19 protein-coding genes are annotated in these 19674 nt (G+C 56.6%); 11 read left to right on the forward strand and 8 right to left on the reverse strand.

The window, feature by feature from the left end:
• Positions 1–5 precede the first annotated feature (5 nt).
• The 5 genes from JJB07_RS19525 to JJB07_RS19545 all read left to right on the forward strand — a co-directional run bounded on the left by JJB07_RS19525 (position 6) and on the right by JJB07_RS19545 (position 7035).
• Positions 6–983 carry an AAA family ATPase gene (locus JJB07_RS19525; RefSeq protein ID WP_201637787.1) on the forward strand — a complete coding sequence of 326 codons (978 nt, stop codon included), beginning with the start codon at positions 6–8 and terminating at the stop codon, positions 981–983.
• A complete protein-coding gene (locus JJB07_RS19530; protein WP_201637789.1) occupies positions 980–1861 on the forward strand; it encodes a DUF58 domain-containing protein in 882 nt (293 codons plus the stop codon). The genes JJB07_RS19525 and JJB07_RS19530 overlap by 4 nt, the downstream gene beginning before the upstream one ends.
• On the forward strand, positions 1858–3729 hold the full coding sequence (locus JJB07_RS19535; protein ID WP_201637790.1) for a vWA domain-containing protein: 1872 nt from the start codon (positions 1858–1860) through the stop codon (positions 3727–3729). The genes JJB07_RS19530 and JJB07_RS19535 overlap by 4 nt, the downstream gene beginning before the upstream one ends.
• Positions 3719–6460 carry a VWA domain-containing protein gene (locus JJB07_RS19540; protein WP_201637792.1) on the forward strand — a complete coding sequence of 914 codons (2742 nt, stop codon included), beginning with the start codon at positions 3719–3721 and terminating at the stop codon, positions 6458–6460. The genes JJB07_RS19535 and JJB07_RS19540 overlap by 11 nt, the downstream gene beginning before the upstream one ends.
• A 188-nt stretch (positions 6461–6648) precedes the next feature.
• Complete coding sequence (locus JJB07_RS19545; RefSeq protein ID WP_201637794.1) at positions 6649–7035, forward strand: DoxX family protein; 387 nt, start codon at positions 6649–6651, stop codon at positions 7033–7035.
• A gap of 68 nt (positions 7036–7103) precedes the next feature.
• Here JJB07_RS19545 and JJB07_RS19550 read toward each other — a convergent pair whose 3' ends face one another.
• Positions 7104–7265 carry a hypothetical protein gene (locus tag JJB07_RS19550; RefSeq protein ID WP_201637796.1) on the reverse strand — a complete coding sequence of 54 codons (162 nt, stop codon included), beginning with the start codon at positions 7263–7265 and terminating at the stop codon, positions 7104–7106.
• A 236-nt stretch (positions 7266–7501) separates the two neighbouring features.
• Positions 7502–8488 (reverse strand): acyl-CoA dehydrogenase family protein, encoded by a 987-nt coding sequence (locus JJB07_RS19555; protein WP_201637798.1) that lies wholly within the window; start codon positions 8486–8488, stop codon positions 7502–7504.
• Positions 8489–8781: 293 nt separating this feature from the next.
• Between JJB07_RS19555 and JJB07_RS19560 the strand changes: the two genes are divergently transcribed.
• The 4 genes from JJB07_RS19560 to JJB07_RS19575 all read left to right on the forward strand — a co-directional run bounded on the left by JJB07_RS19560 (position 8782) and on the right by JJB07_RS19575 (position 11466).
• Positions 8782–9120 carry a DUF2500 domain-containing protein gene (locus tag JJB07_RS19560; RefSeq protein WP_347338377.1) on the forward strand — a complete coding sequence of 113 codons (339 nt, stop codon included), beginning with the start codon at positions 8782–8784 and terminating at the stop codon, positions 9118–9120.
• A gap of 125 nt (positions 9121–9245) precedes the next feature.
• Positions 9246–9575 carry a PadR family transcriptional regulator gene (locus JJB07_RS19565; RefSeq protein ID WP_201637802.1) on the forward strand — a complete coding sequence of 110 codons (330 nt, stop codon included), beginning with the start codon at positions 9246–9248 and terminating at the stop codon, positions 9573–9575.
• The gene (locus JJB07_RS19570; RefSeq protein ID WP_201637804.1) at positions 9572–10846 is read left to right on the forward strand and encodes an FtsW/RodA/SpoVE family cell cycle protein; all 1275 of its coding nucleotides are present in this window, start codon (positions 9572–9574) and stop codon (positions 10844–10846) included. The genes JJB07_RS19565 and JJB07_RS19570 overlap by 4 nt, the downstream gene beginning before the upstream one ends.
• A complete protein-coding gene (locus JJB07_RS19575) occupies positions 10843–11466 on the forward strand; it encodes a hypothetical protein (RefSeq protein ID WP_201637806.1) in 624 nt (207 codons plus the stop codon). Before JJB07_RS19570 ends, JJB07_RS19575 begins: the two co-directional genes overlap by 4 nt.
• A 63-nt stretch (positions 11467–11529) precedes the next feature.
• On the opposite strand, the gene JJB07_RS19580 is transcribed toward JJB07_RS19575, so the two are convergent.
• On the reverse strand, positions 11530–12273 hold the full coding sequence (locus JJB07_RS19580) for an alpha/beta hydrolase (protein WP_201637808.1): 744 nt from the start codon (positions 12271–12273) through the stop codon (positions 11530–11532).
• Positions 12274–12399: 126 nt separating this feature from the next.
• On the opposite strand from JJB07_RS19580, the gene JJB07_RS19585 reads away from it, so the two are divergent.
• Entirely contained in the window at positions 12400–14019 is a 1620-nt protein-coding gene (locus tag JJB07_RS19585) for a hypothetical protein (RefSeq protein WP_201637810.1), read from the forward strand.
• Between the two features lie 106 nt (positions 14020–14125).
• Positions 14126–14938: a YheC/YheD family protein gene (locus JJB07_RS19590; protein WP_201637811.1), complete on the forward strand. Its 813-nt coding sequence runs from the start codon at positions 14126–14128 to the stop codon at positions 14936–14938.
• A gap of 55 nt (positions 14939–14993) precedes the next feature.
• Here the strand turns inward: JJB07_RS19590 and JJB07_RS19595 are convergent, their stop codons facing one another.
• The 5 genes from JJB07_RS19595 to JJB07_RS19615 all read right to left on the reverse strand — a co-directional run bounded on the left by JJB07_RS19595 (position 14994) and on the right by JJB07_RS19615 (position 19623).
• On the reverse strand, positions 14994–16121 hold the full coding sequence (locus tag JJB07_RS19595) for a glycosyltransferase family 4 protein (protein ID WP_201637813.1): 1128 nt from the start codon (positions 16119–16121) through the stop codon (positions 14994–14996).
• 90 nt (positions 16122–16211) lie between these two features.
• Positions 16212–17015 (reverse strand): ABC transporter permease, encoded by an 804-nt coding sequence (locus JJB07_RS19600; protein WP_236588237.1) that lies wholly within the window; start codon positions 17013–17015, stop codon positions 16212–16214.
• Positions 17016–17019: 4 nt separating this feature from the next.
• Positions 17020–17820 (reverse strand): ABC transporter permease, encoded by an 801-nt coding sequence (locus JJB07_RS19605; protein ID WP_201637815.1) that lies wholly within the window; start codon positions 17818–17820, stop codon positions 17020–17022.
• On the reverse strand, positions 17795–18820 hold the full coding sequence (locus tag JJB07_RS19610) for an ABC transporter ATP-binding protein (protein WP_201637817.1): 1026 nt from the start codon (positions 18818–18820) through the stop codon (positions 17795–17797). The genes JJB07_RS19605 and JJB07_RS19610 overlap by 26 nt, the downstream gene beginning before the upstream one ends.
• An 86-nt stretch (positions 18821–18906) precedes the next feature.
• The gene (locus tag JJB07_RS19615; RefSeq protein WP_201637818.1) at positions 18907–19623 is read right to left on the reverse strand and encodes a CvpA family protein; all 717 of its coding nucleotides are present in this window, start codon (positions 19621–19623) and stop codon (positions 18907–18909) included.
• Positions 19624–19674 lie beyond the last annotated feature (51 nt).

Consider the following 19674-nt stretch of genomic DNA (forward strand, 5'->3'; position numbering starts at 1 on the left):
CACGCATGAGCACCGAACACCTGAATGCCTACCGCGCCCGCATCACCCAAGTGCGGGAAGCGATCGCCCAACAAGTCATCGGACAGGACGATGTCGTCGAAGGCGTCCTGCTCTGCATCCTCGCCGGGGGCCACGCTCTCCTCGAAGGCGTCCCCGGCCTGGGAAAAACACTCCTCGTTCGCACGATGTCGAGCGTTCTCGACCTCCACTACTCGCGCATCCAATTCACGCCCGACCTCATGCCCGCCGACATCGTCGGCACCGAAATTCTGCGCGAAGAACCGGGCCACGGCCTGAAATTCGTCTTCCAACCGGGCCCGATCCACGGCAACCTCGTCCTCGCCGACGAAATCAACCGCGCCACACCGAAGACCCAATCTGCCCTGCTCGAAGCGATGCAAGAAGCCTCCGTCACCGTCGGCGGTCAGACGCGCCGCTTGCCGACGCCGTTTTTTGTCCTCGCGACGCAGAACCCGTTGGAACTCGAAGGCACATACCCGCTGCCGGAAGCACAGCTCGACCGTTTTTTGCTCAAAATTCACGTGCCGTTCCCGACACGTGCCGAGTTGCTCGACATCGTCTCCACGACGACGAGCAATGCCCAAACGCAACTCGAAGCCGTACTCTCGGCGGATGAGATCCTCGCCATCCAATCCACCATCCGTGAATTGCTGATTACGCCCGAATTAATCGGGTACGCCGTCGATCTCATCCTCCACTCGCAACCCGAGGGCGAGCACGCAAGCGACGAAGTCCGCCGCTATGTCCGCTATGGAGCTGGCCCGCGTGCTGCACAAGCGATGGTAAAAGTGGCGAAGGCACGCGCTTTTCTCCACGGTCGATTGAACGTCGCCCCGGAGGACCTCCGCGCCGTCGCCATTCCCGCCCTGCGCCATCGGATCGGGTTGAACTTCGAAGCAGCAGCCGACAACTACAGCGTGGAACATCTGATTGAGCATCTCTTGGGACGAGTCGGCTTATGAGCCGCCAGACCCTTTTGAGCCCGGCGTTGCTCGCCCGTTTGGAACGTCTGCGCCTGCAAGCGCGTGAGACCCCGTCACTGCGCGGAGGCTCTCGACGGACTCGGCAGATCGGCACGTCCATCGAATTTGCCGAATATCGTCCCTACATGCCGGGCGACGATTTGCGCCATCTGGATTGGCGGGCGTACGCACGATTGCAACGCCTGTTTCTCAAAACGTTCCTCGACGAACGAGACGCACTGCTCTACCTCTACGTCGACGTCTCCCAATCGATGGCGTTCGGCGGCAAGCTCGACCTCGCCCGCCAACTCGCCGCCGCGCTGGGCTATCTCGCACTGGCAGGTGAAGATCGGGTGGAGGGGGCCGTTTTTTCCGAAAAGGTGCTCAGCAGAACCCCTCGATTAACGGGTAAGCCCTCTGCATATCGCCTCTTTGAAACGTTGCAGATCGTGCAAGCGCGAGAGGCGGGGGAGGAAGGAACCCTCTCGTGGATGTTGCGAGGAGGAGTTCCGAGAGAACCGGGGCTTGTCGTGGTGCTGTCCGATTTTCTTTTTGCAGACGGGTATCAAGAAGCCCTGCGTCGGTTGCAGGCGGCTCGTCATCAAGTGGTCGTGGCACAAATTCTTTCCGCAGAGGAGTTTGACCCCGCGTTTGCCGGCGATCTTCATCTGATCGACTCTGAGACTGGAATCGGTCGTGACGTCTCAATCTCCCCGCACGTCGTCCAGAAATACAAGCAAGCCGTCTCTCACTACACAGGGGGCTTGCAAGACTACTGTCGTCGCCGAGGCATGCACTACGTTTTGCTGTCGGCAAAGGACAGCGTGGAGGACGCGGTATTTCGGAAGTTGTTGCCCACGGGGGTGGTTTCGGGATGAAGTTCCTGTCTCCGTACATGCTGTTCTGGCTGTTGGAGCTCCCGGCCATCGCGGCGCTGTACTTGTTGAAGCGAACCTACGAGAACCAGACTGTCCCGAGCGTCCTGCTCTGGCAGAAATTGCTCCGCGAGATGGAAGCAAACCGTCCGTGGCAAAAACTTCGGCGCAACTTGCTTCTGCTCTTGCAATTGCTCTTGGCAGCTCTGCTGGCGTTCACTTTGGCTCGACCGGCACTCACCGGCCAGCTCGGACCCAGCGCCGACCACACCATCGCCGTGCTCGACCTCTCGCCCTCCATGGCGGCTCTCGTCGGCACAAGCGGCAACCAAACCGCACTGGACAGCGCGAAAAAACAAATCTCCGACCTCCTCGACCATCTCGCACCGAGCCAACGGCTCACCCTGATCTCGATGGGTCGAGAAGCACGGGTGCTGGCGTCAAGCAACGACCCGTCCGACTTGCAACGTGCGCTGGACGATGCCAAGCAAGAATACGGCAAAGCGGACTACGAAAGCGCCCTGTCTCTCGCCGCCGCACTCTCTACGCAAGAACCGGACAGCGACGTCCGCATCTACTCCGACGGCAATTGGAGCCTCGACCCCAACCTGTACCCGCGCTTCGGAAGTGTCCCGCATCTCATCCAATCCGAACCACGTGGCAAAAACGCCGCCATCCGCCACGCGGCTGCCATCGACGCGGGAGGTCACACGGCACTCGTCGCGACGATTCAGAATTTCAGCGAGGAAGCGGACACCGTTGATGTTCAAGTGCAAGGAGCGGACGGCAACGTCTTGCAAGCGATCGCCGCCTCGTTGAAACCAAATGAACAGGCGACGCTCTCCTGGGACGACCTCCCGACAAGCGACACCTACACCGTAAAACTTGTCACCGAAGACGCGCTGTCGATCGACAACCAAGTCATCGTACTCCCTGAGCGAGCTTCCACCGCGAAGGCATGGCTTGTCACGGAAGGAAACCAAGGCAACGTCTTTCTCGAAAAAGCGCTGGGTCTCGGGAGTCGGCTCACCGTAGAGCGAGGCACCGACCCTGACGCACCGCCGCAAGACGCGGCGTTATACGTCTACGATGGCGTTCTCCCCGAGGCATGGCCCTCCGGCTCCGTGTTGCTCGTCAATCCACCCGTTGGCTCGCCGCTTTTGCAAGTCGCAAGCGCCGTCGAAGCAGGCAAACTGCATGTGCTGACCCCCGATGCCGCGATTCTGCAAAACGTAGATCTCAGCAACCTGCACTTACAATCCGCGAATCCTCTGATCGGGACTCCGTGGCTGCAACCGCTGGTCAAAAGCGGCGGCACCCCGATTCTCCTGACAGGGGAGCAAGACGGCAAACGATTCGCCGTCCTCCCGTTCGACTTGCACCAATCCGATCTGCCGCTGTTGCCCGCGTTTCCGATTCTCGTCAAGCACCTGCAGGAGTTCCTCCTGCCGACGACGGGAGCGGGACTCGGCGACATTCAAGTTGGGGAAAAAGTCGCGCTCCTGCCGCCGATCCGCGAAACAGGCTGGCACTACATCGACCCGTCCGGCAAGTCGCACGAAGTCACGAAAGACCTGCTCGCCCAAGGCTTCCAACCTACAGAGCCCGGTCTCTACAACTTCCAAAGTGAAGATGGCAACACGCACCAAGAGCTCACCGCGACGTTGCCACCCAACGAATCACTTCTCACGCCAAAACTCGTGAGTCTGCCAAGCGGCGGTCATGGCTCTGAACAAAACGGCTCAGGCACGTCAGACGCAGGTGCATCGTCCGCCTCTCATGCAGGCGAATTGGAAATCTGGCGTTGGCTCGCGGCTGCCATCTTACTGCTTTTGTTCCTTGAATGGGGGGTGTACAAACGTGGGATTTAGCACGATGCACCCGTGGGTTCTCCTCGCGCTCTTGCCCGCCGGCTACACGATCTACCGCTGGTACCGCGACGAACGCCGCCTGCACGGGGCACGAAAAAAAACAGTCGCTGTCCTCCGGTCGCTCCTGTTCCTCTTTCTGACCCTCGCCGTCGCAGGCACGGCGTTGTTGGCGCCGGTTACGCAGCAGGCGGCCGTTTTCGTCATCGACGAGTCGAAGTCGATTGACTCCCCGAAGGAGGCAGTCGCGTTTTTGAGGGCGGCTGTTGAAAGCAAGAAGCCTGATGACGGCTATGCGGTGCTCGGACTGGGCGAACGCCCGTCGGTCGAGTATCCATTGACTCAGCAAGTGCGCTCGAATTTAGAGCTCAGCGGCATCACGAATCCGAACTACACCAATCTCGCGTCGGGCCTGCGTCTCGCCGAAGGACTGGTGGAGCCGGGCTATCGTCCGCGCGTCGTCCTGCTGACAGACGGGGAGCAAAATGTCGGCGATGCCGTCGCTGAAGCGGCGTTTTTGAAACAACGAGGGGTCCTTGTCGATGTCGCTCCGCTCAAACGCGACGTCACCCGCGAAGTTCTCGTTCACTCAGCTTCGACGCCGACGACCCTCTACCAAGGTGAATCGTTCGCTCTGAAAACGACCTTGGAGAGCACCCTCGACACCACCGCAGAACTTCGCATCTATGAAGACAACCGGCTCGTCTCCACCCAGAACGTCGCGTTGCAAAAAGGCGAGAACCCGTTCTCGCTCCCGCTCAAAAGCGAGCAGCCCGGCTTCCACCGCTACAAAGTCGAAGTCCAATCGGCAGACGACAGCATCTCGGCGAACAACACCGCCTACGCATTTGGCGAAGTGGCAGGCCGTCCGTCCGTGTTGATCTTGGAGGGCACCCCCGGCGACGCCAAGTCGCTGACCTCCGCTCTGCAAGCATCCGGATTGCAATACGAAGTTCGACCGGGCACTTCTGCTCCCGAGAACCTCGAAGACTTCCGACGCTATGCCGCCGTCGTGCTCGCGAATGTCTCCGGCACCGATTTGCCGGAGCACGTCCAACAGCTCTTGGAGATTGCCGTCCGCGACTTCGGGGTCGGTCTGATGATGACCGGGGGCCAAGATTCCTTCGGCCTCGGCGGGTATTTCGGGACGCCGGTGGAGAAAGCGTTGCCCGTTTACATGGACATCCGCAGCAAAAAGGAAATCCCGTCACTGGGCCTCGTGCTCGTCATCGACCACTCCGGTTCCATGGACGGGCAGAAAATGGAGCTGGCCAAGGAAGCCGCCCGCCGTGCGGCGCAGATGCTCACTCCCCAAGACACACTTGGCGTGCTTGCGTTTGACGACCAGCCGTACTGGGTGGTTGAACCGGCGCATGTGACCGATGTGAAGGGCATTCAAGACACCGTGTCCTCCATTCGGGCAGCAGGCGGCACCAGCATCTACCCGGCGTTGGTCGCGGCGTACGACCGATTGAAAACGGTCGAAGCCAAGCGCAAGCACATCATCTTGCTGACAGACGGTCAATCGCCAAACGGGGCGTACGATTCCATAACCGGCATGATGAACGACAGTGCGATCACGATGTCCACCGTCGCCGTGGGCGCAGATGCGGATCAAACTCTGCTGAAATCGCTGGCGGAGAAAGCGAAGGGACGTTTCTACAGCACGACAGACAGCCAGAACGTCCCGCAGATTTTTTCCAAAGAAACGGCGCTCGCGGGCAAGACGTACATTCAAGACCAGCCCTTTACGCCGTTGATTGGAACGGGAGGCGATCTCGCGCCGCTTTTTGCCAACGGGTTGCCGCAGATCAACGCGCACATCGCGACGACGGCAAAGGAAACGGCCGACACGGTGTTGGCGAATCCATCGGGTGAACCGCTGCTCGTTCGCTGGCAGTACGGGCTCGGCCGGGCGGTGGCTTGGACGTCGGACGCCAAGGGTGTCTGGTCGAATCAGTGGGCCGCTTGGGATGGTTCGAGCGCAGTCTGGAACCAACTCATGACGTGGTTGTTGCCGCAATATCAGGCGGGCGATCTCGATGTGCGCACCGGAATAGCAGGGTCGCAGGGCCAAGTTGAAGTCCAACTGAAACAACCGCTCGCAAACGGAGCGGTGTTGAAGGCGAAAGTGATCGGCACCGACTTGAACGAGCAGGAGATTCCGTTGCTTTTGCAGGCACCGGGACGCTACACGGGAGATTTCTCGTCGGCGACACCGGGGACGTACATGGTGACGGTGAACGAGCAAGCGGGAGAAACCGTACTTCACAGTTCGACCACGGGTGTCTCCGTCCCGTATTCTCCCGAGTACAGCCTTCCAAAAAACGGCTCCGACATCATCGCAAGGATCGCCGAAGCCGGAGGGGGAGAGGTGCTGGAAGACCCTGAGGACGTTTTCCGAGACAACCTGCCGTCCAAATGGCAACGTCGAGACCTCTCGATGGTACTCCTCTGGCTCGCCACGCTGCTCTGGCCGTTCGACATCGCCATCCGTCGGGTCAGCCTCACTTGGAAATGGAAACTCGCGCGCAGAACCGGCGGTGGAGCTTCAGCCCTTGTCCCATCAGGGTCGAAGCCAACAGCAAAGCCAATGTCAAAACCATTGCCTACGAATTCTCATCCACCAACGTCATCCAATCCATCGACGACAGTTCCACCCTCGACACCTACGACACACGCACCGACCTCAGACACGATCTCCAAGCTTCTCGAAAAAAAACGCAAGAAATAGCGAAAAGCAGTTACCCGTAAACAGACCGATGAATCGAACTGATTCATCGGTTTTTTGTTGCGCGAAAAAAATTGGGCTTGTCACATAGATTTTCCTCTTGACGAGACAAGCTAACTTAGAATAATATACTTACATAAAGTAAGTGACTAACAAAACATCACCCAACTGGGAGAGGAGCAATACACACAATGATGAATCTTGGACTTTTGGTCATCCGTCTTATTATCGGTCTCACGTTTGCAGGACATGGTACGCAAAAACTGTTTGGTTGGTTTGGCGGGCATGGTTTGAAAGGAACCGGAGGTTGGTTGGAATCGATCGGGTTGAAACCGGGCGTGCTGATGGCGTTCCTGGCAGGGCTCGGAGAATTGCTCGGCGGGCTGCTGTTTGCAGCAGGGGTTTGGACGCCGATCGGTGCCGCTCTGATCGTGATCACGATGCTGATCGCCATCTTCACGGTCCACGGCAAAAACGGCTACTGGGTAACGCAAAATGGATTTGAATACAACCTCGCCTTGATCGCCATCGCGGTCGGCGTCGCTCTGATCGGCCCGGGCGCGTGGGTGTTGCTCTAAGAAAAAAAGCGAGTCAGGCCCCTTGGGGTCTGACTCGCTTTTTTATATCCGAATGGGCCCTGCCTTCATCACCAGTCCATCCACTTCGCCGTCTCCACGAGTCCATCGAGATCAACGCCAAGTTTCACCGCGTGATCTGGGCGGCCTCCGGCAACCCTCAGTTGCCGTCGATGCTGGAACGATTGATCGTGATCCCGCTTACCTACAAGTCCTACCACAAATATAGCCATGAGCAAATGGGCAACTCCTGCGAGCTCATGAGATCATCGAGGGCGCGATTCTGAAGCAAGACCCCACTCGCGCTGAAATTGCGATAAAAGAACATATCTTGGTCGGTCGCGACCATGCCTTTTCCATTGCATAAGCCCTTCCTGTTGAGGAAGGGCTTTTTTTTTATTGATAGCTGATCGCGCATGAGGATAGGAAACACGGCAACCTCGTTTCCCGTGTTGGTGTAGCCGTGGAACTATCCCAAGATTTTTTCCAAATGTGTAATCGTCGGGGTTACGATGGCCAGAAAGTAGGCTTCTCGGAGACGGCGGGCGAACGGGCTGTCGACTTGATAGCCGGCACCTCCGCTGTGCAGCATTCCGGTATGTGCGGACTCGAGAGCAGCATGGGCGCCATCCAAGCGAAGTTGGAAAATCTCTTTCATAATCGGAGGTGTCACCGTCGTCACTTGGGACAAGCGTTCCGCCTGATGGTGAAGTTCCGTCAATCGCGGGTCTTTCCGTTCTCCGAGAGCCTGATTCGTGGCGCTGACCAAACCGAGTGCGATCCCGACTTGTGTCAGGACCATGCCGGGGCGAAAAGCGGCGACCATGAGATCGCCCTCCGTGCTGAGGACAGACTCGAAGGGGAGCAAGACATTGTTGAACCGGCAACTGTAGGTCGCCGTCGCGTTCATGCCCAAGAGATTTTTTCGTTCGGTCAGAGTCAGACCCTCTTGATAACCGGGCAGGATGCCCATGATCCGTCGTCCATCGTCGGTTTGGAACAGAAACGCAAACCAGTGCGTCTCTCCTAAGTTGGAGACAAACGGCAGGGTTCCGTTGATTCGGAAGCCGTCCGAGGTTTGGGTTGCGTGCAGTTTCAATTCCTCGATGCCGGCGTAGTATTTCATCGCGTTGGACAACCCTGTCGCGCCCATGACTTCTCCTCGTTCCATGCGCGGCAACAGGTCTTGTTTCAAATGTTCACTTTGGCCTCTGCGAACATAGTCAATCGCCATGAGATGACACCACAGGACGAATGCCGTAGAGCCGCAAAGGGTTGCCACTTCCTGAATCAAACTCAGGTTAAACGGCGTATCGTGAGAAAAAAACCGGTGCTCTCCCAGAGCTTTCATGACGTGCTCAGGATACACGCCTTTCACGTCAATTTCAGAGACAAAAGGCTTGAGGTGGTGCTGAAGTATGTCTTGAAGCAATTCTCGATCTAGGCATGTACTCATTTCGATTCGCTCCTATCAATGGAACATTATACCACGACATGCTTCAAACGCGATAAATAGCGGGAGCGAACCACCAAGAAATGCACCAGTTGCAAGGCCCAACGAATCCACGACCTCGACGACCAGAGGGACCATGTCGAGTACGCGGAGCTTGTCCAGCAAACGGTCGCGAGAGACGACACGGCCGTTTCGTTCCATGAGGGTGGCGAGCACCTTGGAATGGGTTTGTTCGAGGCGGCTTTTGTGCTACGATTGTAAGTGTTTGGAAAATAAAGAAAAGGCAGGGGATGGCTGTGGGTTTTGGATCGCAGATTCTCTTTGGGCTTGTATTTATCGTCGTGATTGGGGTGTTCGGATTTGTCGTCTTGCGGGGAGTGGCAACTTGGGCTTCCAACAACGCCTCGCCTGTCGTGACGCAAGCAGTTACCGTGATTGGAAAGCGCACCGAAGTGAGCGGAGGGGCGATGAATACTTCGGCACACACCGACTATTTTTTGACGTTTGAGTTGGCGAACCAGAGACGGATCGAACTTTCGGTCAGCGGACGGGTGTTTGGGATGCTCGTTCCAGGAGATCGTGGGGAATTGACGTCGCAGGGGACGAGGTTTAAGCATTTTAAGAGAGAGATCTAGAACATGCGGAGCGGGAGACAAGACGGGGTCTGCCGCTTTTTTTATTGCATATGGGAGATTTTGTGCTATCATAATACCTAGATATCCGATGCATCGTAATCCGATACGAAATCGAGGGGTCCGTGATGAACAAAGAGCTTTTAAAAGGCAGTACTGCAATCTTGGTTCTCTCTCTGCTTGAGAAACAAGACCTGTATGGGTATCAAATGATCAAAGCGATGGAACAAGCTTCGAACGGGCTGTTTCTATTTAAAGAGGGGACGTTGTACCCGCTTTTGCACACGTTGGAATCCAATGGAGACGTTGAATCGTATTGGAGCGACGGCGAGGGGGCGCGTAAACGGAAATACTACCGGCTTACGGAAGCCGGGCGGCTGCAAGTTCGGAAAAAGCGAGAAGAGTGGCAGACGTTTCGCAACGCCGTGGACTTGGTGATCGGGGAGGGGAACGCATGAAGCAGCAGTACCTCAACCGAGTCTGCGAAGAAATCCGCTGCCAAGAGATTCACGACGAAGTGCGTTTGGAACTCGACAGTCACCTCGAAGACCTTGCCGCAGAGTTCATGTTGACCGGAGTGCCTGAACAAGAGGCGATGGAACGTGCCATCTCCCAGATGGGAGACCCACGGGTCGTTGGACGTCGTCTGGATCAGGTTCACAAGCCGAGATGGGAGTGGGTATTGCTGCTCACGGTGATTTCGTTGCTTGCGTTTGGGATGCTCGTGCTCTATCGAATGGGGGTCAGCCAGTCCACGTCTTGGGATGTGTTCTCCAACAAAGTTTGGACCACACTTGGCGGGCTTTTGATCGGGGCGGGGCTGTTCTTTTACGATTATCGGAAAACCAAGGCGTTCTCGAAAAAGCTGTTCTACGGAACCTTGATGCTGTTGTTGATGGCGAAGTTCTTGGGAATTTCCGTGAACGGGATTCCGTACTTGAATGTTGGGTTTGCGAACCTCAATATCAGCGCGTACGCTCCTTTGTTGCTCGTCTTCGCGATGGCGGGGATTTTTTCGGAGTGGGATTGGAAACGGCGCTTTGCTTGGGTACAAGCGCTGGGGTATTTTGTGGGGCCGACTTTTTTGCTCATGATGTTTAGAAGCCCGTTTCCGGTGTTGGAGTATGCGCTGTGTGTTCTGGTCCTCCTGCTTGTATCGAAGGCCGGGTGGAAGTTCGTCATGCTTTACGGTGTTGTAGCGTTTGTATTGTCAGCTTTTCTGACGGTTGTTGCGTGGCAGAATCAACTGGTGGAACGATTTACGTATTTCCTTCATCCCTATCAAGATCCGGGTGGGATGGGGTATCAGTTGGTTCAGTCGCTGGAAGCGATCAAACATGCAGGGTTGTGGGGACACGGCGTAGAACAGTTGTCGATGTTGCCTGAATTGGAGACCGGTTTCGTCTATTCCTATGTGATTTTCACATTTGGCTGGGTCGGGGGCGGTGTTTTGGTCGCGTTGATCGCGGTCTTTCTCATGCGGATGTTCCGGACAGTACGATTGATTCGGGAATCGTACGGGACGTTTTTGGTTGCTGTTTTGACGACGTACTTTACACTGCACTTTGTTTGGGGCGTATTTATGACCTTGAGCTGGCTACCTCCCGCTCCGTTTTCATTGCCTTTTCTCGCGCACGGAGGGGCGCAGACAATTTTGCAGATGGCTGTAGTGGGAGTCTGTCTCTCCGTGTATCGCCGAAAAGACATGATAGGAGAGGTTCGAAGATGAGCATCCTGGAGCAACTATCCTCCCAAGTGGGAGATTCAACCGAAGCTGCAAACCGCCGTGTGGTGGTGGATTGTATCGAGAACCCGGAGCTGTTGGAGCAGATCGCGCAAGGTCTGACGAGCAAGGATAAAAAACTCGTCGGCGACGCCGCAGAGGTGTTTACGATGGTGGCGGAGAGCCATCCGGAGTACGTGGTGCCTTACGTGTCGGCACTGCTCCCATTGCTTCAACACAAAGCCACCCGTGCCCGCTGGGAAGCCATGCACGCGTTGGCCTTGACGGCGCATCTCGTGCCGGATGTGGTGCAGAGCGACCTGCTTGTGCAACTGCCGACCCTGTTTGAAACGGAGACGAGCACGATCGTCCGCGATTATGCCGTAGATTTGTTGGGGAACTATGCCAAGGTAGGGGAGAGTGCGGCGCTGCAAGCCTATCCATTGCTCACGGACGCCCTCTCCACCAAACAAAAAGGCCGCGCCCTCACCGGCCTGCTGGCCGTCTACTCCCAAGCCCCGCAAGTAAAAGAAGACCTACATACCCTCGCCCTCCAACATACCGACGACCCCAAAGCCGTCGTGAAAAAAGCGGCGAAGGCGCTTCTCAAAGCCACTCAATTGTAAACATGAACGTAAAAAAGCGACCCTTCGCCACTTGGCAGGGTCGCTTTTTCTCACTGTAACGCTTTAAAAAGCCGTGTGTCTAACGAAATGATCCAGCGCACGCGGGAGGTCTTCTTGCCAGAAGCCCCAGGTGTGGTCGTGGTCGTACTCGGCGTATTGGACGTCGACGCCCTGCGCTTGCAAGAGATCGCGCAGGCGGCGGTTCAGGGCGAGGATGTCGATGATCTTGCCGTTGCCGCTCTTGAAGGTAGCTTCCTGCAGCCCGACCACTTGATACACCGGCACGGTGGCCAGATCGCGGCGGCCTTCCAGTTCGGCGAAGGTCGATTCTTTGAACGCCCCGGATTGCAACGCCACGTAGTGGAATTTCTTCGGATACTGCAACAGGGTATGCAGCGCCGCCGTCGCTCCGAGCGACGAGCCCATGATCCCGCGCGCCGGACCCATCGGGAACGCGGCAAAACGATCTTCGATCGCCGGCACCAACTCGTCAGCAAAAAAGCGCACGTACCCTTCGTGACGCGCACCTTCGGGATGGTATTCGTCCGAACGCAGAGCTTTGTCGACCGGCACAAACACCACGAGGAATCGACCGGCCGTTCGGTCTTGGAACCTCTCGTTCAAGAGCGTGATCATCCGACCCATCATCATGTAGTCGGAGCCGTCGTTGATATACAGAACCGGGTATTTATAAAGCGGAGAGTAGTTATGCGGCAGATACACGTGTACTTCGCGTGTCTCGCCCAAGAACTGACTCTGAATCTCCACGCGCTCAACGGTACCGGTTAGCTGTTCCGTAGATGACATGCAACATTCCTCCTCGTTCAAGTCCTTTTTATTATACCAAATCATACCGCCGATGAAGTATGGCTTTGCTACTTTTCAAATGATCTCCCATGTAGTAATCTGGAAAAATGTGAGGAGGCTCCACGGATGAAGAAATTTTTGCGAATACTTCCTTTTTTCTTAGTTTTTGTCGTGGTCTATGGACTGATGACGTATTGGGAAACAACCGCCCAAGTAAAACCGTTCCTCGAACCGTTCGGCCGTTCCGCCAAAGTCGGCACGATGACCCCGAACCGTCCGGTCGAAGCCATAGGCGACAACCGCTATGCGTATCTCAATGAACAAAACATCGTGCTCGCGACCCTCGACCCGGCCACCCAGCAGGTTCAAGAGGAGAAGCGTCCGCTTCCCAACCAAGATATCTACTCGTACACCAATTACAAATTGCTTGGCGACGATCTGTTCTGGATCGGCAAAGGCCAGACGCTGAAATGGGCCAAGTGGCAAGGTACGGCTTGGAGCCAAGCGAAAGAAATCGCAACGAAAGTGACCGCGATCCGACTGCAAGAAGCGGGAGGCAAGAAACTGCTTTTCGCAGGTGGAGAAGGATCACTCAATATCTATGAGGTCGGCACCGACTCTCTCAACGTGTTGAAAACCTTCCCGCAGGCAAGAGTCTCCGATCTCACCGCCACCCTCGACGACAAAGGGGTCGACCACATCGGCATCGTTGACCAAATCAGCGGCGAAATCTACAAATTGACCTATGCAACGCTCGACACCAAGACGTGGCAGAGCACGGCGCCTGTTCTCGTCACGGATTTGTCGATGAACACCGATTCCAGCGTGGACTCCTCTTCGTTTGGCTTGGACCAACTGGACGGCTACTTCCTCATCTCGATGAAGATCGGCAAGTTGGGCACCAAAACGCTGAATCTGTATTCGTTCCCGCTGAGCGATCCGTCCAAAGTGAATCATTCGAACATCGTGCCGATGACGCAGTTGGGCGAAGAAGCGAAATTCGTCTACGGCCCCGTGGTTCTGCCGGGCGTGGAGCAAGACGGTTTGAAGTTTGCGTTTATTGCCAGCACCGCCACCTCTCCGCGGTTTAGCGGCAACGAACTGTACCTCGGCACCCTGCAAAACGGCGCTTGGAAACAGGACGCCACCCGCATCTCCAACATTCACAAAGTCGCTCTCAACCCTGTCGTGCAGAAAAAGGGCTCGGAAATCACCACGATCTTCACCGAAGAGACGACGTATGAAACGTTCGACATCTACGCAACCAGCAACAACCCGACGTACGCCGCCGCTTCGAACCAGTTGACGTCCGACGACTTCAAGACGGCTGCGATGCAAGTGCCGGTCTACCTCGGTTCGGCGATCATTCAGTTCTTCGTGGCACTCGCTTGGCCGTGCCTCTCGTATGTCTACCTGATGTACTTTGTCCTGCGCCGCGAAGATGAACTCTACGAACGCGCGTCCCGCCATTTCTGGATTGCGGTGCTGCTGTACCTGGCGTCGCAGATCTACATCTTCTTAAGCTACGGCAACTTGGCCAATTGGCAGGTCTACGCACCCGAGTGGCTGCACTCGAACTTCGCCATCGCGCTGTTGTTCCTTATATTCGGGCTGATCTGCTACCTGTTCACCTTGATCTTCCGCAAGACGATCTACGAGCGCAATGCCATCGTGGAATTCAGTTACTTTACGATGCTCAATCTCTGGCTGTCTCTGATCGGTGTCGCCTACTTCATGTCGTACTAATTTAGAAAAAGGCAACTCGACCCCCTGTGGGCCGGGTTGCTTTTTTTTGACAACCTCCATAGTATGAATCGAAATCAAGACTCAGGAGAGAGGGGCGACCGCCCTCATGAGCACGAAACCATTGGCGCCCGGCAGCAAGTGGGTCAAACATCGGATCGTCGTCAAGTCGAAGGAGTTGCGCGGCAATTTGCCCGACACGGCGCTGTATTCCTATGATCGTTTGAAGCAGTATGTGAGTCGGTACGGGACGGTGTTTGTGAAGCCGACCCTCGGCGGTGGAGGGCACAACATTTTTTGCGTAAAAAAATTGGCGGAGGGCGGGTATTTGGTCAAGATGCAACGGTCTCGGTTGCAGACGAACTCTCTGTCTCGCGTTCACGACTGGATTGCGCGCACGACTCGGCAGAAGGGTCGCGTTTTCATGATCCAACGGGGGATCGACCTCGCCCTGTGGCGGGGACGGCCTGTCGATCTGCGGACCATCGTGCAGAGAAACGAGCGTGGCGATTGGGAAGTCACCGGCATGTTCTCGAAGATCGCCGGCAAGGACCTCGCTGTCACGAACGTCAGCGCCGGAGGAACGGCGCACTCCGTCGAAGAGTACTTGACGGCGCTCGGGTACAAACGCGAAATTTCACAAGCGTTGATCCGCCGTCTGCGCACGCTGTCGCTTGGCATCGCATCTCAATTCGGAGCCCGCTACCGGAACGCGATCTACGGGCTCGACATCGGGCTGGACCGGCACGGCAAGCTCTGGCTGATCGAAGCGAACACGGTGCCGCGCATCGACATTTTTCAGATCCTCAAGATGCCGCGCAGCTTCGAGCGTTCCACGAAGCTCTGGCGTCTGCATGCCCGTACGAACGCACAAGCCAAGAGTTTGGTCCAAGTGCGAATTCGAAACGACCGTCGGAGATAATTTCCGACATGGAAAAAGAGGCTTGGTTCGCAAGGGCGAATCCAAGCCTTTTTTCTCAGAGTCTGCGGTACAACGCTTCGAATTTGCGGGCCGTCCTGTCCCAAGAGAAGTGGCGCGCGACCCAGTGGCGGGCGCTTTTGCCAAGTGCTTCGAGGCGGGCGGGGTTGTCGAGCAGGCGGTTGATCGCCGTGGCGAAGGCAACCGGAGATTTGTAGTTGGTGACGAGAGAGCCGCTGATGCCGTCGGCGACGGCCTCGCGAATGCCCCACGCGTTGCTGGCGACGACCGGCAATCCGCAGGCGGCCGCTTCGGTGTTGACGAGGCCGAACGCTTCCGGGGCCTGTGACGGACAGACGAAGAGATCAGCGGCGCAGTAGTAAGCAGGAAGTCGGTTCTGGGGGATGAACCCGAAGAATCGTACCGGCAACGCCTTGGACTTTGCTCGGATCGCTTGGTGAAATGCGGACGATCCGTGCGGGCGTCCGCCGATGATCCAGAGTTCGGTGTTGCGGTGTTTTTTCCGAACTTGGCGGAAGGCGTCGAGCAGGAGGGTGATGCCCTTGCGCTCGATGAAGCGTCCGACGAACAGCAGGACCCGACGGTCGCCGGGAACGCCTATGCGTTTGCGGGTGGCTTTGCGCAGGGCTTGGCCTGTTGCGGAGAAACGGGAGGGAAAACGGCGGACATCGAGACCGGGGTGGATGACGTGAATTTTTTGCGAGGGAAACGAGGGATAGCGTTTGACGAGAAAGCGTTTCAAATACTGGCTGTTCACCACCAATGCGTCGAGATTGCGCAGGCTTTTCTGTACGGTCGTTAGCGGAGTGGAAGAGATCAAGACGTTGGAATGGAGGTTGAGGACGATCGGGGTCTTGGGAAATGCGGTACGGAGGATGGGGACGAATGCGATGCGGTTTTCCACATGCAGGATGTCAGGTTGAGCTCCGCGGGCCTTCAGGTCGCGCACAGTTTGGCGAGCATAAGGCACCCCGCCTTGGGTGATCAAGCGGCGGATGGTCAGTTTGCCGGTCTGTCGGGTGAGGTTCTGGTTGGATTTGGCGTAGAGGGTGACGTAGTGGCGACGGGAGAGGGACGTCGCGATCTCCTTGGAGTAGATTTCAACCGAGGTACAGGGGGCGGGGGGCAGAGGGACAGAACCGGGAGACAGATAGCAGATGTGCATAAAATCGGCTCCTCGCAGAATGTGTCTCCTACAAGTTATGGGGAGCGATGCACATTTGCTATCCGCGCGGTGTCTGTTTTTAGGACGAATTTACGAGCCGGAGCTCTGGTAGCGCTTGATCCCGAAGTTCCACATCGAGATGGCGAGGTAGAGCAGAATCAAGGCGACGACAGGCGCGTACCACGTGAGGAAGCCCCACGGTACGAGGTCTTGCTTGCCGAGGAACAACAGTGACGGGTAATAGTTCATGAACGCAAACGGCAGGGCGATGGTGACGACGCTGCGCACGAGTTTGCCGAACATGTCGACCGGATACTGTTGCACGACGCCCCACGAGAACAGCGAGGCGGAGTTGACCAGCGCCCGAGAGCGAGTCGTCAAGAACGAAGTCGAGACGAGCAACAGCGTGATCGCCATCTCGACGATGGCGCTGGAGAGGGCAATGACGACCAGCCAACCAAACATCCACCAAGCCCAGTGCATGTTGAGGTTCTGGTAGGCGAGCACCAGCATGAAGATCGAGAGCAGGACGTCCCCGACGCCGAGGTAGTGAACTTCGCGACCCAAGAACTGCACCAACGGGTTCGCCGGGCGCGTCAAGATCTGGTCGAACGTGCCCTCCACGATAAATTGTTCCAACATGTTGATGTGACGGAAGAAAACGGCACGGATGCCGTGCCCGAGCAACCACAAGTTGTAGAGAAAGACGATTTCCCAGAACGTCCAGCCGTGCAAGTTCTGGAACCGGCTGAGCAGCACCCACGAAGTCGCGAGCGTCCCGGCGTTGAGGATGAAGACGCCGATAATGCCCATAACAAAGTCGGCGCGGTATTCGAGTCGCGTCAGCACAGCGGCGCGGATCATCGTCAGGTAAATGGTCATGTTGTCACGCATGGGCTCAACCTCCTTGCACGATCAAGCTGTTGTGAATACGGCCCCAGATCAGACGGGCGACCACAAACAACCCGACCATCCAAACCGTTTGCGTCAAAAGCGCCGAGGGCAACGCCGAATTGCCAAGCACGCCGTTGTAGATCGCAAGCGGGGTGTAGAACACCGATTTGAACGGCAGGAAGTTCAAGACCGGCTGCAACACGTCCGGATACATCCAGAGCGGAACGATCTGCCCCGATGCGAAACGGACGAGTGCAAAGTAGGTGAACGAGAAACCCATGAGGTCGAGCGTTTTGAACGAGATGAGTCCGAACATAAAGTTGCAGAAGAACAGAATCATCCACGCCTGCGCCACCGCCAACAGGAACGCCAAGATGCGAAGCGGGGACGTCGGCACCACCATGTCAAACAGCAGGTACGAAATCACCATCGGCGGCACGAGGAAAAACACCAGACGGGTAATCATCGAACCGAAGTCGCGCGCCATCATGTGCAAGATGAAATCGACCGGCTTCATCAAGTCGGTCGTAATCTGCCCCATCCGCACTTGTTGCTGAATGTAGGTGTGAACGCCCTCGCTGGTGTTCAAGATCGAGCCGATGAGCATCCCGAGAACGGCATACGTAATCATCTGCGGCAGGGTGATCCCGGCAAACGATTGCGGGGTCTGGTCGAACAGCACGTTCCAGAGTTTGTAGACGACATAGATCTGCAACAGGATTCCGGCGATCTCCAGCCAGAAGTTCAGACGATACGCCGACTGTTGATAGAAGTTCTGTCTACTGAAGATCCAAAACAGGGACATGTTCATCCTCCCTCTTGCGCCCGTGACTGCCTTCGTAAATTTCGCGGACGATCGATTCAATCTCCGGTTCCTCTACGGTCAAGTCACGGATGGTATGGTGCTCTGCGACTCGCATCATGATGTCTGATGCGGAGAACTGGTCACGGTTGAACGCAAGCCATACACGGGGGCCTTCTTCGCGCAGAACGCGGGTGCCCGGCAAGTTCAAGCGGTACGGGGCGTCATCGAGTTCGATGACCAAGGTGCGCTCGTTGCCGAACTTCGATTTCAGTGCATCGATGGAGCCGTCGTAGAGGATGTTTCCGTCGTCGATGATCGCCATGCGGTGGCAGAGCTTTTCAATATCCTGCATGTCGTGCGTCGTCAGCAAAACGGTGACACCGCGAGTGCGGTTGATTTCCTTGATGAAGGTGCGCAGACGCTCCTTCGCCAGCACGTCGACGCCGATCGTCGGCTCGTCGAGGAACAAAATCTTCGGATCGTGCAAAAGCGCTGCGGCTAAGTCCGCACGCATCCGTTGCCCGAGCGACAGTTGGCGGACCGGGGTGTTCTCGAACTGGTCGAGTTCAAGCAGGTCGCGGAACTGGTTGAGGTTCTTGGTGTAGAGGTCATCGGGAATTTTGTAGATCGTCTTCAAGACGCGGAAGCTCTCAATGACGGGGATGTCCCACCAAAGTTGGGTCTTCTGGCCGAACACGACGCCGATGTTCTGGGTGTGTTGGCGGCGGTCTTTCCACGGGGTCAGACCTGCGATCTTGACGTCTCCTGACGTCGGGACGAGGATGCCGGTCAGCATCTTGATGGAGGTGGACTTGCCGGCGCCGTTCGGGCCGATGTAGCCGAGCAGTTCGCCTTCCTCAACTTGGAACGAGATGTCGTCGACAGCGACATGCGTGTGATAGTCGGTATTCCAGAGATTGCGGATTCCGGAGAGGAAGCCTGTCTTGGGAATGATCCGTTTGAATTCTTTGCGTAAATTGTTGACTTCGATAAGTGCCATTCCTGTTATCGCCTCCCAAAGTGTGATCATACCACAAAAAGAGACTCCCAAACTGTGACGGGAGTCTCGTACGGCTCCCCCTGCCATTAGAGTTGCGGCGGCAACGCAGGCGATTGCAGCACCGGAGGGAGCAATCCCTTGGCCCCCAAGCCTTGGAGCAGGGTGTGTGCGAGGTTGTTGAGCGAGGGAAGCAGTTGTGAGTCATGAATGGCGGTCTTCACAGCGGGTGACAAATTCGGCAAGTCGTACAGTGTGGTGAGAAACAGGGCGAGGAACGACAGTTCCAAGAGCGTGAGCACGGCGCCAAGCGCAAGCCCTCCGATTCGGTCGAGCACCCACGGGAACACGGCACGAAGCATTCCGACCAGCGGCGAGATCAAGATTCGAATCACCCAGTAGAACAACGTGGTCAAAATCACGAGACCGATCATCGCGGAAATCCAGTGCATGTACGTGTCGGAGATGGCGTTGAGCAAGGTGGAGTGCTTGAGGTTCTCCAAGATCTCCGTCTGGTAAAACAGCGGGACATTGGCTTGGTCGAGCAGAGGTTTGGCTTGCTCTGCAGAGATGTGGGCCGTTTGCAACGGCTCGGGAATCTGCTTGGCGAGCATCTCGCGCACGACTTTGTCGATTCCGAACCATTCGCAGATGCGCTTGCCCACCGGTTCAGCAAATCGCGCTGCGACGGCCGCGGCGATGATGTACGAAAGAAGTCGGGCGATTCCGTTGACAAAACCGGAAAGGAAGCCGGTGATCAAGCCGATGAAAACCATCAGCAAAAAAAGAATGTCGAGCAGCGACATCACGTCACTCTCCTTGTCAGTGGACGGGTCAGATCGGGATTCATGAATAAT

It is taken from the genome of Tumebacillus amylolyticus (assembly GCF_016722965.1).
Taxonomy (GTDB): Bacteria; Bacillota; Bacilli; order Tumebacillales; family Tumebacillaceae; genus Tumebacillus; species Tumebacillus amylolyticus.